The organism is Allobosea sp. FBZP-16 (assembly GCF_002831785.1).
GTDB classification, from domain to species: domain Bacteria; phylum Pseudomonadota; class Alphaproteobacteria; order Rhizobiales; family Beijerinckiaceae; genus Allobosea; species Allobosea lupini.
On the sequence record NZ_LNCQ01000006.1, the window covers coordinates 268,664 to 280,770 of the forward strand.

Annotated in this window: 11 protein-coding genes and 3 pseudogenes; 8 read left to right on the plus strand and 6 right to left on the minus strand. The window is 63.8% G+C overall.

All coding sequences use genetic code 11. The features are described 5' to 3' along the window. Positions 1-56 precede the first annotated feature (56 nt). Both CXY91_RS01745 and CXY91_RS01750 read left to right on the plus strand, forming a co-directional pair. Positions 57-773, plus strand: coding sequence for an amino acid ABC transporter ATP-binding protein (locus tag CXY91_RS01745; protein ID WP_091830542.1), 717 nt, complete (start codon positions 57-59; stop codon positions 771-773). Positions 774-911: 138 nt separating this feature from the next. After that, positions 912-1,181, plus strand: a complete 270-nt coding sequence (locus CXY91_RS01750; RefSeq protein WP_091829615.1) for a hypothetical protein — start codon at positions 912-914, stop codon at positions 1,179-1,181. 79 nt (positions 1,182-1,260) lie between these two features. Here the strand turns inward: CXY91_RS01750 and CXY91_RS01755 are convergent, their stop codons facing one another. Together CXY91_RS01755 and CXY91_RS30495 are read right to left on the minus strand one after the other, a co-directional pair. Continuing rightward, positions 1,261-2,418 carry a glycerophosphodiester phosphodiesterase gene (locus CXY91_RS01755; protein WP_100959039.1) on the minus strand — a complete coding sequence of 386 codons (1,158 nt, stop codon included), beginning with the start codon at positions 2,416-2,418 and terminating at the stop codon, positions 1,261-1,263. Positions 2,419-2,600: 182 nt separating this feature from the next. Further along, a complete protein-coding gene (locus tag CXY91_RS30495; protein ID WP_167561506.1) occupies positions 2,601-2,738 on the minus strand; it encodes a hypothetical protein in 138 nt (45 codons plus the stop codon). Between the two features lie 157 nt (positions 2,739-2,895). On the opposite strand from CXY91_RS30495, the gene CXY91_RS01760 reads away from it, so the two are divergent. From CXY91_RS01760 to CXY91_RS01775, 4 genes are all read left to right on the plus strand, one after another. Beyond that, positions 2,896-4,194, plus strand: coding sequence for an RsmB/NOP family class I SAM-dependent RNA methyltransferase (locus CXY91_RS01760; protein WP_100959040.1), 1,299 nt, complete (start codon positions 2,896-2,898; stop codon positions 4,192-4,194). A 119-nt stretch (positions 4,195-4,313) separates the two neighbouring features. Further along, positions 4,314-4,625: a putative quinol monooxygenase gene (locus CXY91_RS01765; RefSeq protein ID WP_100959041.1), complete on the plus strand. Its 312-nt coding sequence runs from the start codon at positions 4,314-4,316 to the stop codon at positions 4,623-4,625. A 74-nt stretch (positions 4,626-4,699) separates the two neighbouring features. Then, a complete protein-coding gene (gene guaA, locus CXY91_RS01770; protein WP_100959042.1) occupies positions 4,700-6,277 on the plus strand; it encodes a glutamine-hydrolyzing GMP synthase in 1,578 nt (525 codons plus the stop codon). 318 nt (positions 6,278-6,595) lie between these two features. After that, positions 6,596-7,852 (plus strand): tyrosine-type recombinase/integrase, encoded by a 1,257-nt coding sequence (locus CXY91_RS01775; RefSeq protein WP_099503732.1) that lies wholly within the window; start codon positions 6,596-6,598, stop codon positions 7,850-7,852. Here the strand turns inward: CXY91_RS01775 and CXY91_RS01780 are convergent. From CXY91_RS01780 to CXY91_RS01795, 4 genes and pseudogenes are all read right to left on the minus strand, one after another. Then, positions 7,842-8,111, minus strand: coding sequence for a helix-turn-helix transcriptional regulator (locus tag CXY91_RS01780; RefSeq protein ID WP_099503730.1), 270 nt, complete (start codon positions 8,109-8,111; stop codon positions 7,842-7,844). The two genes, CXY91_RS01775 and CXY91_RS01780, sit on opposite strands and share 11 nt — an antisense overlap. A 440-nt stretch (positions 8,112-8,551) precedes the next feature. Further along, positions 8,552-8,989: pseudogene (locus tag CXY91_RS01785) on the minus strand (peptide-methionine (S)-S-oxide reductase); the annotation flags it as partial. Between the two features lie 51 nt (positions 8,990-9,040). Further along, positions 9,041-9,283 (minus strand): annotated as a pseudogene (locus CXY91_RS31270) (alpha/beta fold hydrolase); the annotation flags it as partial. 16 nt (positions 9,284-9,299) lie between these two features. After that, positions 9,300-9,847: pseudogene (locus CXY91_RS01795) on the minus strand (IS5 family transposase); the annotation flags it as partial. A gap of 71 nt (positions 9,848-9,918) precedes the next feature. Between CXY91_RS01795 and istA the strand changes: the two are divergent. Both istA and istB read left to right on the plus strand, forming a co-directional pair. After that, positions 9,919-11,217: an IS21 family transposase gene (istA, locus tag CXY91_RS01805; RefSeq protein WP_100959045.1), complete on the plus strand. Its 1,299-nt coding sequence runs from the start codon at positions 9,919-9,921 to the stop codon at positions 11,215-11,217. Next, on the plus strand, positions 11,217-12,002 hold the full coding sequence (gene istB, locus CXY91_RS01810) for an IS21-like element helper ATPase IstB (protein WP_100959046.1): 786 nt from the start codon (positions 11,217-11,219) through the stop codon (positions 12,000-12,002). Before istA ends, istB begins: the two co-directional genes overlap by 1 nt. Positions 12,003-12,107: the final 105 nt, after the last annotated feature.

Here is a 12,107-nt window from a genome sequence, read left to right on the forward strand (position 1 = left end):
GCTCGCGCCCGTCCGCGCTGAAGCAGACCGCGCTCAACACCGCGACCGCCGTCGAGATGATCGGCGTCAACAAGTGGTACGGCGAGTTCCACGTGCTGCGCGACATCAACCTGAAGGTGTCGCGCGGTGAGAAGCTGGTCATTTGCGGCCCGTCCGGCTCGGGCAAGTCGACGATGATCCGCTGCATCAATCGGCTGGAAGAGCACCAGAAGGGCCAGATCATCGTCGACGGCACCGAGCTCACCAACGACCTCAAGAAGATCGACGAGATCCGCCGCGACGTCGGCATGGTCTTCCAGCACTTCAACCTGTTCCCGCATCTGACGATCCTCGAGAACCTGACGCTGGCGCCGATCTGGGTTCGCAAGATGCCCAAGAAGGACGCCGAGGAGATCGCGATGCACTATCTCAAGCGCGTCAAGATTCCGGAGCAGGCGAGCAAGTATCCCGGCCAGCTCTCGGGCGGCCAGCAGCAGCGCGTCGCCATCGCCCGCTCGCTTTGCATGAGCCCGAAGATCATGCTGTTCGACGAGCCGACCTCGGCCCTCGACCCCGAAATGGTCAAGGAGGTGCTCGACACCATGGTCTCGCTGGCGGACGAAGGCATGACGATGCTCTGCGTTACCCACGAGATGGGCTTCGCCCGCCAGGTCGCCGACCGGGTGATCTTCATGGACGCCGGCCAGATCGTCGAGATGAACGAGCCCAACGAGTTCTTCAAGAACCCGCAGCACGAGCGCACCAAGCTCTTCCTCAGCCAGATCCTGCACTGATCCGGCAGCTCGGTTCCTTCTGCGACGGCGCCCCCTGCGGGCGCCGTTCTCGTTTGCGTGCTGAATTTCGAGGCGGTCTCGGTAGGGAACCTTTGCCGGCCCATCTCGTTGCTTTTCCCGACAATGGAGGAAAAGCCGATGAAACTGCTTGCTTCGACCCTTGCCGCGGGCCTGCTGCTGGCCGGCTCCGGCGCCTTCGCGCAGTCCGTCGATATCGGGCCGGGCGGTGTCAGGATCGACCCGCGCACGCCGCAGCAGCGCGCGATGGACCGTGAGGATCGCTGGCGCGAGCGTGATCGCTGGGAGCGCCGCCGAGCCTATCGCGCGGAGCGCGACTGCCGCACCGAGACGCGAATTCGCGAAACTCCGCGCGGGGAAATCCGTCGCACGGTACGTGTCTGCGACTAAGCGTGAGTTGAGTTAGGTTCAGTTGTGTCCATGAGACCGCCGCGCCCATTTGGTGCGGCGGTCTTGTCTTGCGGTGCGATTACTTGGCGTCGCGCGCCTTCACCGCCTGGTCCGGGAAGTCCGAGAACAGCCCATCGATGCCGAGCGCCAGATAGGCCTTGTACTCGGCGGCCGGGTCGCCCTTGAAGTCGGAGGCGAGCCGCTTGGGCTCGCTGCGGAAAGTCCAGGTGTGTACGAAGAGGCCGACGGCGTGGGCGTTCTTCACCACATCGGTCGGCGGCAGCAAGACGCGGTCGCGCTCGTCGATCGTGCCGTCGCCATTGAGGTCGCGCGGCTTGCCGTCGTCGCCGATCACCTGCTTGGCCGGCATCAGATAGGGCTTCCAGGGGCCGACGCCGTCGGCATAGGTCCTGACCTCCTTCAGGCCTTCGGCGGTGACGAGGTCCTTGAAGGTGCGCTTGTCGCCGGTGACGACGAAGTCGTAGGGCTTGTCGAAGGGCGCGGCGAGGACGATGCCGCCATCCTTGTCGACATCGTCGGCGTCGACGAGCTGGATCAGGCGCAGCTGCGTCTTGCCGCGCAGATATTTGAGGTTGGCGGTCTCGAAGCTCTGGATGATTACCGGCGAGGTTTTCTCCGTCCAGCCGGCGGCCTTGAGCTGATCGAGCAGCTTGTCCTCGATCGCCAGGCCCAGGGCCGAGTGATAGGTCGAGTGCTTGATCTCCGGGTAGATGCCGATGGTGCGGCCGGTGCGGGCGCTTTCGGCCTTGGCGAGATCGATAACCTGCTGCAGGGTCGGGATCTCGTATTTGCCGTTATGCGACTGGTCGCGATCGGCGAAGGCCTGCTTGGCCCGCAGCGTCTTGAGCTCGGCGAGCGTGAAGTCGGAGGCGAACCAGTCAGTGGTGTCGACACCGTCGACCTTGCGGGTCGTCTTGCGCGCGGCGAATTCCGGCCGGGTCGCGACATCGGTGGTGCCCGACATCATCGGCTCGTGGCGAACGACGAGATGGCCGTCCTTGGTCGCGACCAGATCAGGCTCGATGAAGTCGGCGCCTTGCTCGATCGCCAGCTTGTAGCCTTCGAGCGTGTGCTCGGGGAGATAGCCGCTGGCCCCGCGATGGCCGGCGATCAGGGCCGGCTTTCCGTCGAGCGTCGGTGCGGGGCTCTGGGCCTGGGCGGCCAGTGCCAGGACAAAAGTCGCCAGCATGGTCGCCGGCTGCAACAGGGGCTTCATCTCGTCCGATCCTCGCTTCCTGCGGAAAGGCGGCGAAACTGCTCGGCGGATATGACAGGCTGGTGAAGGCTTCGTGCCCCTGCGCAGCGCCTCGAACATGTCGTCATGGGCGCTGCGAAGGAGAGTATCGGAAACTGGTCGAGGCGCTCGCTCGCTATGCGGCGGCGGGTGCCTCCGGAATCTCAGCGGCGGCCTTCGAGCGAGGTCTTGGCGTCCAGGCGCTTGGCCGGCGGCGGCGTGGTGTCGACCGGCTGGGTGGCGCAGGCGGCAAGCGACAGGCAGAACAGGCCGGCAAGCGCGAGGCGGGAGAGGGCGGTCATTGCAGAGGTTCCTGGGCGGTTGGCGTTGCGGAAGGAGTTGTATCGTCTTGCGCCCTGTGGGACGAGGGCGTCAAGGGTGCTGTCGCGCTTCGGAATCGTTCGAAATGGCGCCGGGCTCGAGGGCTGCAATGCAAAGCAAGCACAGGAACCGCCGGACATGACTCCCGCCGCCCGCATCAGCGCCGCCATCGAGGTCCTGGCGGACCTGATCGAGCGCCGGCGCCCGGCGGCCGACGCGCTGAAGGATTGGGGGCTGTCACGCCGTTTCGCCGGCTCGAAGGATCGCGCCGCCGTCGCTTCGCTGGTCTATGATGCATTGCGCCGCCGCGCGTCCTCGGTGCATGCGCTTGGTGAGGAGACGCCGCGGGCACTCGTCCTCGGCATGCTGGTCAGCCAGCGCGGCCTCGGCGTCGAGGAAATCTCGGACCTCTTCAGCGGACAGAATCATGCCCCCGCACCGCTGACCGAGTTCGAGGTCGCCGGGCTCGCCGCCTTCGATCTCAACGCCGCGCCAGGCTGGATGCAGGCCGATGTACCCGACTGGCTCTGGTCCTCCTTCATGGCAGGCTTCGGCGACGATGCGGTTGCCGAAGGACAGGCTCTGGCGGGCCGCGCGCCGGCCGATATCCGCACCAACCGCCTGAAGACCGATCGCGACAGGCTGCGTGCGGCGCTGGCGCATCTTCAGCCCGAGCCGGGCGCCTGGTCGCCCGATGCCTTGCGCTTCCTGCCCGGCCCCGACGGCCGCGGCCCGTCGCTGCAGAGCGAGCCGAGCTTCTTCAACGGCGAGTTCGAGATCCAGGACGAGGGCTCGCAGCTCGTGACGCTGCTCGCCGGCGCACAGCCCGGCATGAGTGTCGTGGATCTCTGTGCCGGCGCCGGCGGCAAGACGCTGGCACTGGCTGCTGTCCTCGGCGGAGACGGGCGCATCTTCGCCACCGATCTCGACAGCCGCCGGCTGGCGCCGCTGCATGACCGGCTCACCCGCTCCGGCGCCGGCAATGTCGAGGTCCGCGTGCCCAGGAGCCGCGGCCATGACGCGCTCGCCGATCTCGTCGGCACGATCGATCTCGTGCTCGTCGATGCGCCCTGCACCGGCTCCGGCACCTGGCGCCGCAATCCGGATGCGAAATGGCGGGTGCGCCCTGGCGCGCTGGCCGAGCGCATCAAGGAACAGGCGCAGGTTCTCACTCGTGCCGCGAGTCTGGTGAAACCAGGTGGGCGCATCGCCTACATCACCTGCTCGATGCTGCCGGAGGAGAACGACGGCGCGGTCGAGGCCTTCCTGGTGCGCCATCCCGGCTTCGTGCCGGTCGCGACGCGCTCGCTGCTCGATACCGGCGAGGTCGATTTCGGCCTGCTCGCCCGTTTCGCCACGCGCTTCGGCTTGCAGCTCTCGCCGCGCCGGACCGGGACCGACGGATTCTATTTGAGCTGCCTTGCGGCGCCGGGCTGAACCTCGCCCCAGCTCGACGACGGTATCCGTCCTGTTCCTAAGGGCGCGATTTGTGCGTCTTGTGTCGGGTCAGACTGGGCCGATATCTCCGGCATCTGTCCCAGCAAGATGCGCCGACCATGACGAGCCCTATCGACGAGACTCTGGTTTCCATCGCGATCCTGAAGGCAAAGCCCGGCCAGCGAGAGGCGTTGCGCGAGAGCCTGCTCGCGCTGATCGAGCCGACGCGGGCCGAGCCGGGTTGCCTCGACTATGTGCTGTTCGAACTGCGCGATGAACCCGGCACCTTCTACATGCGCGAGTCGTTCACGAGTCCTGCCGCCCTCGACCTCCACAAGGCGACGCCGCACTTTCACGCCTTTGCCGCGAAGGCCAGTGATCTGCTGGCCGAGCCGCTGCGGCTGGTCTTCCTCGACCGCGTTTCATCCTGAGACTTGTCGCAGTGCCGGCCTGATCCGCTCTCAGCGCCGTTGCGCGCTCGCGCGCGATGGCGTAACCGGGCGCGATGAGCGCTCAGCCCCAGAACCCCGCCCATCACGACTCCATCCTGATCATCGACTTCGGCAGCCAGGTCACGCAGCTGATCGCGCGCCGGGTCCGTGAGATCGGCGTCTATTGCGAGATCGCGCCGTTCCAGTCGGCCTCCGATGCCTTCCAGCGGCTGAAGCCGAAAGGCGTGATCTTCTCCGGCGGCCCGGCCTCGGTGCCCGACGGCAATTCGCCGCGCGCGCCCCAGGAGGTGTTCTCCGCGGGGCTGCCGCTGCTCGGCATCTGTTATGGCCAGCAGACCATGGCCCATCAGCTCGGCGGCACGGTCGAGGGCGGTCATGCCGCCGAGTTCGGCCGCGCCGATGTCGAGATCGTCACGCCCTCCGCCCTGTTCGCGGGCGTCTGGGAAGAGGGCGGGCGTTATCCGGTCTGGATGAGCCATGGCGACCGCGTCACGCAGCTGCCGGACGGCTTCACCGTCAAGGCGACTTCGGAGAACGCCCCCTATGCGGTGGCGAGCGACGAGGAGAAGCGCTTCTATTCGACCATGTTCCATCCCGAGGTGGTGCATACGCCGGATGGCGCCAGGCTGCTGCGCAACTTCGTCGTCGATATCTGCGGCTGCAAGCCCGACTGGAGCATGTCGGCCTATCGCGCCGAGATGATCAAGAAGATCCGCGACCAGGTCGGCACCGGCCGCGTGATTTGCGGGCTTTCCGGCGGTGTCGATTCCGCGGTCGCCGCCGTGCTGATCCACGAGGCGATCGGCGACCAGCTCACCTGCGTCTTCGTCGATCACGGCCTGATGCGGATGAACGAGGCCGAGGAGGTCGTGCGCCTGTTCCGCGACCACTACAACATTCCCCTGGTCCACGTTGAGGCTGAAGAGCTTTTCCTGAGCGAGCTCGCCAAGTGTGGTGCCGATCCTGAGGCCAAGCGCAAGACCATCGGCAGGCTCTTCATCGATGTCTTCGATGCCGAGGCGGCCAAGCTTGGCGGCGCCGACTTCCTCGCCCAGGGCACGCTCTATCCCGACGTGATCGAGAGCGTCTCGTTCAGCGGCGGCCCGTCGGTGACCATCAAGAGCCACCACAATGTCGGCGGCCTGCCCGAACGCATGAAGATGAAGCTCGTGGAGCCGCTGCGCGAGCTCTTCAAGGACGAGGTCCGCGTCCTCGGCCGCGAGCTCGGCCTGCCCGAGGCCTTCGTCGGCCGCCACCCTTTCCCGGGGCCGGGTCTTGCCATCCGCTGCCCCGGCGAGATCACCAAGGAGAAGCTCGACATTCTGCGCAAGGCGGATGCGATCTATCTCGAGGAGATCCGCAAGGCCGGGCTCTACGACGTGATCTGGCAGGCCTTCGCCGTGCTGCTGCCGGTGCGCACAGTCGGCGTGATGGGCGACTACCGCACCTACGACCATGTCTGCGCGCTGCGCGCCGTGACCTCGGTCGACGGCATGACGGCGGATTTCTACCCTTATGACATGGCCTTCCTCGGCCGCACCGCGACCCGCATCATCAACGAGGTCAAGGGCATCAACCGGGTCGTCTACGACGTGACCAGCAAGCCCCCAGGCACGATCGAGTGGGAATGATTTTTGCCCCTCCGGCAGTATCCGATTGTACGCCAGGGTACGGCATAAGTATCTGAATAACAAAGATAAAACTGTCATCGTCTATCGCCATCTATCGAGGGACAGTGCTCCGGTTTGACGGTATAGTGGACGGTATGGGGGAACTTGTTCGGTTAGAGATTTCGCTATACCGTCATGGCCAAGAGAGCTGCTGACGGTATAGTTTTTGGCCTTAAGGCATTGAAAGAGCGAATGAAATTCACTTTCAGTGACCCCAGTTTTGGGCTGACGGTATAATCGGTGCCTCTCTGCTGTTTTTGGACAGATTTGGAGGTCTCCATGCTCACGGACACAGCGATTAAGGCGCTGAAAGCACAGAAGAAATTGTACAAGGTGAGTGACCGTGACGGTATGTATGTCGTGGTCCAGCCGTCCGGGGCGATCGTGTTTCGGTACGACTATCGACTCAACGGACGGCGCGAGACGCTGACGCTCGGCCGATATGGCCCTGACGGCCTCTCACTTGCCAGGGCTCGCGAGAAGCTGATCGATGCGAAGCGGGCCATTTCAGAGGGGCGGTCGCCTGCTCAAGAGAAGCAGCATGACAAGCGGCGACTGAAGGAGGCGAAGCGATTCGGCGAGTTCGGCGAAAAGTGGTTCCAGGAGTCGCGCATGGCGGACAGCACGCGGGCTATGCGGCGCTCCATCTACGAGCGCGACATTCTGCCGACATTCCGAAACAGGCTCCTAACGGAGATCACGCCGGACGATCTCCGTATGATGTGTGGGAAAGTGAAGGATCGCGGCGCTCCAGCCACGGCCGTCCATGTGCGCGATATCGTGAAGCTGATCTTTGCATTCGCCATCCTGCATGGCGAGAAGGTCGCCAACCCAGCGGATGAGGTTGGGCCTGCGTCCATCGCGACCTTCGTGCCGAAGGATCGGTCCCTATCGCCCGCGGAGATCCGCGTCATGCTCGGTCAGCTTGAGCATGTGCCGACACTGCCGACCATACGGTTGGGAATGAAGCTTTTCCTCCTGACGATGGTCAGGAAGAGCGAGCTCCAGGATGCCACCTGGGATGAGGTCGATTTTGAGAACGCCGTCTGGTCGATACCCAAGGAAAGAATGAAGCGGTCGAAGGCACACAACGTCTACCTGTCTCAGCAGGCCATCGACATCTTCATCGCGTTGAAAACCTGCGCCGGCAATTCGCGCTATGTCCTTCCGTCGCGATATGACGCTGACGCGCCAATGTCGCGGGCGACGTTCAACCGGATCACGACCGCCGTGGTCGCTAGAGCGAAAAAGGAGGGGCTGCCACTTGAGCCCTTCACTGTTCACGATCTTCGACGCACCGGGTCCACTTTGTTGAACGAACTCGGCTTCAACAGCGACTGGATCGAGAAGTGCTTGGCGCATGAGGACGGACGGTCCTCGCGTGGCGTCTACAACAAGGCGGAGTATGAGCACCAGCGCCGGCATATGATGCAGGAGTGGTCCAACCTGGTGGACGCTTGGGTCGCGGGTCGGAAGTATGTGCCGACCCTGCTCCCGGCCACGATGGAGCTGCTTGAGCTCGAGCCTAGTGTTTGACAGGCCGAGAGCGGCGCAATCTCACGTCGGGGCTTGGAGCGCGTTCGATAGCATTGGCCCGAGAGGCACGGCGTCGAGCGTCAAGCCAAGCTTCGACTTCTGCCAGATCCCAGACGACGCAACGCGAGGTGAGATAGAAGCGCTGCGGGAATTCTCCTCGCTGCTCCATGTCGTAGATTGTGCTGTCGGCAAGCGGCACGATCTCTCGTAGCTGATGCCGGCGAATTGTCCTGCGGGCGACATGCGGCGCAACGCTCATACCGTATCTCCACTTCTTTACTCTTGTGGAGATAGAAGGCGATAGATCTTCCGATTTGAAGCCGCCGCGTGAAGGGATGCGGTAATATCGGGCTATAGCGTGCACATCGGACGGGCCGTCTCAACGGGCAAGTGCCATCTAGGAGTGTCGGCTGACCCTTGGGTTCTTGTTTGAAGCGCCGTCATCCGTGGAATAGCAGCCCGATGAAAGCCGCGACTCACTTCAAAATCCGCCGTAGAAATACGTGTCGGTTCGAATCCGACCGCCCGCACCATCTACCCAAAGCGGCACCCTAAATGGGTGATGAGAGACGTTGTCTCGTAAGGAACCCCGTTCCCGATCGCCGCCTAAGTCCTCCGCTGCCCGGAAAGCTGATTGACTGCATCCTACAGACAGTTGGGATATGAGATCGCGACCTGCACGACAGCCCAATTATTCATTCATCGCGGCAACGCGATCTCCGAAAAATGCTTCCGGATGAAATCCAGCTTTGGATCGATGTAGCGCTGGCAGAAGGGCCTGCTTGGATCGGTGCGATAATAGTTCTGATAGCGCTCGTCCGAAGCTTTGAAACCCTTGAACGGGAGCACCAGAGTGTGGACAGCCTTGTCTGTTTCAGCGGCAAACTGCGCGATTGCCTTCTCGGCTTCTATCCGCTGACCGACTTCAAAGACATAGATGGCGCTTCGATATTTTCCGCGCGGTGAGCGAGCTCTTGTGGCGGAGTGCGTCCTTAGATGCACTTCGGCGAGCGTGGCCAATCCAATAGCCGCAGGGTCGAAACTTACGACCACACCTTCGGCCCACGTGTCGGCCGGCGTTTCTGATTGCAGAAAGCCCTGATCGACTTGGGAGACGCCTCGCAGCGCCTGAAAGACGCCCTCGGTGCACTAGTGGCATCCGCCGCCGAAGCCGACTTTCTCCATTCATCAGCTCCTATGCAGTCGGGTGATCCCGGCCGCCGCCGGCGCGGGCGATAAGCTGCCGAGGAACGAGATGATCCGCGGCGCCACTTGGTCGGCCATTTCGACGTGGGGATAATGGCCGGCACCTTCCACGATCATTGTCTCGGCATGCAGCCGGCTTGCTAGGTTCTGAGCTTCCTCGACCGGGTTTGGGAAGTCCGGATCCTTCGTCCCCATCACAACAAGCGCGCGAACGGCGCTGTCATCTAAGGCCTGTGGGGATTCATCGAGAGTTGATGACGGCTGCGGCGAGGTAGATGATGGCCTCGAAGCTGCTGTCGGTTTTGCAGGCGCGCATGGCGATGCGTTTGAACTCTTTGAGTTTGCAGAAGAAGTTCTCGATCAGGTGCCGCCATTTGTACATTTCGGCGTCAAGCGGGATGGGTATGGCACGGCGCGGATGCTGAGAGATAACGATCCCGGCCCCGCGTTCGTTGAGATCGGTGATGATGTCGTTGTTGTCGAAAGCCTTGTCGGCAAGCAATGCGCCAAACTCCACGCCTTCGATCAACGGCGCAACACCGACGCTATCGAAGCGATTGCCTGGCATCAGACGGAAGTGCACCAGGTTGCCCAAGGCATCAGTGAGCGCCAGTATCTTGGTCGTCATGCCGCCTTTAGAGCGGCCAATGGCCTGGCCCGAAGTCCCCCTTTTGCGCCTTGCCCATGACGATGAACCTTGACGATGGTGGCATCGATCATGGCGTATTCCATGTCAGGCTCATGCGTCAAAGCATCGAAAATCCGCTTGAAAACGTCCGCTTCGCGCCAGTTGTCAGGCGACACGACAAACTGCCCCCCTGACGCCATGAGGAACTGACCCCTCTGGAGAGGAGGTCGGCATGGAAGAGCAAGAGGTTCAGAGTTCGCCGCGGTTGGGTTTGCCGCGGAGGGACGAGATGAAGACGCCGGACGACGTGTCGGCGATGGTGCGTCTGAAGGGGTTGGGGTGGGGCGCGAAGCGGATCGCGGCCGAGCTTGGCTGCTCGAAGAACACGGTGAAGCGCTGGCTGAGATACGGCGATTGGCGAGCTTGTGTGACGCCGTCGCGCTCGAAGAAGCTGGATGGTCTGTCGGATTGGTTGGCCGAGCGATTCCGGCGCCACCGCGGGAACGCCGATGTGATCCGCCAGGAACTGGCGCAGGAGAAGGACATCCATGTCAGCCTGCGCACGGTCGAGCGCACGGTGGCGCCGCTGCGCCGGGAGTTGGTCGCCGAGGCGCGGGCGACGGTTCGGTTCGAGACGCCGCCCGGCGAGCAGCTGCAGATCGACTTCGGTGAGCGTCGCGTCGAGATCGCCGGTGTCGCGACCAAGGTTTTCTTCTTTGTCGCGACGCTGGGTTATTCGCGCCGGCTTCATGTCCGCGCCTTCGGACACGAGAAGCAGGAGAGTTGGTTTACCGGGATGGAGAGCACATTCCAGGCCTTCGGCGGCATTGCGCGCGAAGTGCTGCTCGACAATGCCCGCGCGCTCGTTTTGCACCATGATCCATCGAGCCGGGAGGTCGTTCTTCATCCCAGGCTGCATGCCTTCGCGAAGCATTGGGGTTTTCGCATCAGAGCCTGTGCGCCGTATCGGGCGCGCACAAAGGGTAAGGACGAGCGTGGTGTCGGCTGTGTGAAGAGGAACGCCATTGCCGGCCGACGCTTCGCCAGCTGGGCCGCGATGGAGGCGCATCTGGACGCCTGGACGCGCGACATCGCCGATCTGCGTGTTCATGGCACGACCGGCGAGGCACCGATCGATCGCTTCCTGCGCGAGGAGGCCGGGGCCCTCAAGCCCGTGAGGGGCGTTCCGCCGTTCACGACGCATCGCGATCTGATGCGCAGCGTCGGCGCCGATTGCGCGGTGGCGATCGACGGCAATGCCTATTCGGTGCCGTGGCGGCTGATCGGCGAGCGCGTCCGGGTCACCGTCGGCAACGAGATCGTGCGTATCCACCATGGCGGACGCGAGGTGGCCGTCCATGCCGAGTTGAAGGGGCGCCATGGCCGGATTGTCGATGATGCCCATCTGGCCGGGCTCGTGGGAACGCGCGAGCGGCCGGCTCATCTGGCCCCGCCGAGATCGCCGCCAGCGCCGGCTGCGTTGCTGCGTCCGCTGGCGGAGTATGAGGCGGTTGTCGGGGGAGGCTTCTGATGAACGACCATGATCACCTGACCGCCTTGCTCGGCCGGTTGAAGCTGACGGCGCTGCGCGATCAACTCGACAGCCTGATCGACGAGGCCGGCCGCCGCGAACTCACGATCCGGGAGGCGCTGACGCTGTTCTGCGAGCGCGAGGTCGCGCGCCGCGACCAGCGCCGGATCGACATGTCCTTCGGCCTGGCGCGCTTCCCCTTCGTGCGCGACCTCACCGGCTTCGACTTCGGGGCCCAGCCTTCCCTCGACAAGGCACAGATCCGCGAGATCGCGACGGGTCGCTTCATCGCCAATGGCGAGGCGGTGCTGCTCCTGGGCCCGCCGGGCGTGGGCAAGACCCATCTGGCTGTCGCGCTCGGGCGCGAAGCCATCGTCACCGGCTACTCGGTCCTGTTCACGCCGGCGACGACGCTGGTCGCGCAACTGGCCAAGGCCCACGGCGAAGGGCGGCTCGAGGAAAAGCTCACCCACTACGCCAAGCCGAAACTGCTGATTGTTGACGAGCTCGGCTATCTGCCGTTCGAGCCCGACGCCGCGCATCTGTTCTTCCAGCTCGTCAGCCGCCGCTACGAGCGCGGCGCCATGCTCGTGACCTCCAACCGGGCCGTCGGAGAATGGGGCTCGGTCTTCGGCGATCCCGTCGTCGCGACTGCCATCCTCGATCGGCTGCTCCACCACAGCCACGTCATCACCATCCGCGGAGACAGCTATCGGCTCCGCGAAAAGCGTCGCAGTGGCCTTTTGCAAAAGGCCACTGCGACGCATCAACCCGCAACCGCCTGAAGGGCAAACGGCATGGGGGTCAGTTCTTCATGACGGAAAGGGGTCAGTGTAAATAGGCGTCGAACCGGGACCCCATATCGGCGTGCAATAGGGACCCCCTTTGCG

What these genes read in the sequence shown, in the direction of transcription:
- CXY91_RS01775 (WP_099503732.1), top strand. Translation starts at nt 6,596, where the DNA reads ATGCTCACGGACACAGCGATTAAGGCGCTGAAAGCACAGAAGAAATTG.
- CXY91_RS01745 (WP_091830542.1), top strand. Translation starts at nt 57, where the DNA reads ATGATCGGCGTCAACAAGTGGTACGGCGAGTTCCACGTGCTGCGCGAC.
- CXY91_RS01760 (WP_100959040.1), top strand. Translation starts at nt 2,896, where the DNA reads ATGACTCCCGCCGCCCGCATCAGCGCCGCCATCGAGGTCCTGGCGGAC.
- CXY91_RS01765 (WP_100959041.1), top strand. Translation starts at nt 4,314, where the DNA reads ATGACGAGCCCTATCGACGAGACTCTGGTTTCCATCGCGATCCTGAAG.
- CXY91_RS01755 (WP_100959039.1), bottom strand. Translation starts at nt 2,418, where the DNA reads ATGAAGCCCCTGTTGCAGCCGGCGACCATGCTGGCGACTTTTGTCCTG.
- CXY91_RS01780 (WP_099503730.1), bottom strand. Translation starts at nt 8,111, where the DNA reads ATGAGCGTTGCGCCGCATGTCGCCCGCAGGACAATTCGCCGGCATCAG.
- CXY91_RS01750 (WP_091829615.1), top strand. Translation starts at nt 912, where the DNA reads ATGAAACTGCTTGCTTCGACCCTTGCCGCGGGCCTGCTGCTGGCCGGC.
- istB (WP_100959046.1), top strand. Translation starts at nt 11,217, where the DNA reads ATGAACGACCATGATCACCTGACCGCCTTGCTCGGCCGGTTGAAGCTG.
- CXY91_RS30495 (WP_167561506.1), bottom strand. Translation starts at nt 2,738, where the DNA reads ATGACCGCCCTCTCCCGCCTCGCGCTTGCCGGCCTGTTCTGCCTGTCG.
- guaA (WP_100959042.1), top strand. Translation starts at nt 4,700, where the DNA reads ATGAGCGCTCAGCCCCAGAACCCCGCCCATCACGACTCCATCCTGATC.
- istA (WP_100959045.1), top strand. Translation starts at nt 9,919, where the DNA reads ATGGAAGAGCAAGAGGTTCAGAGTTCGCCGCGGTTGGGTTTGCCGCGG.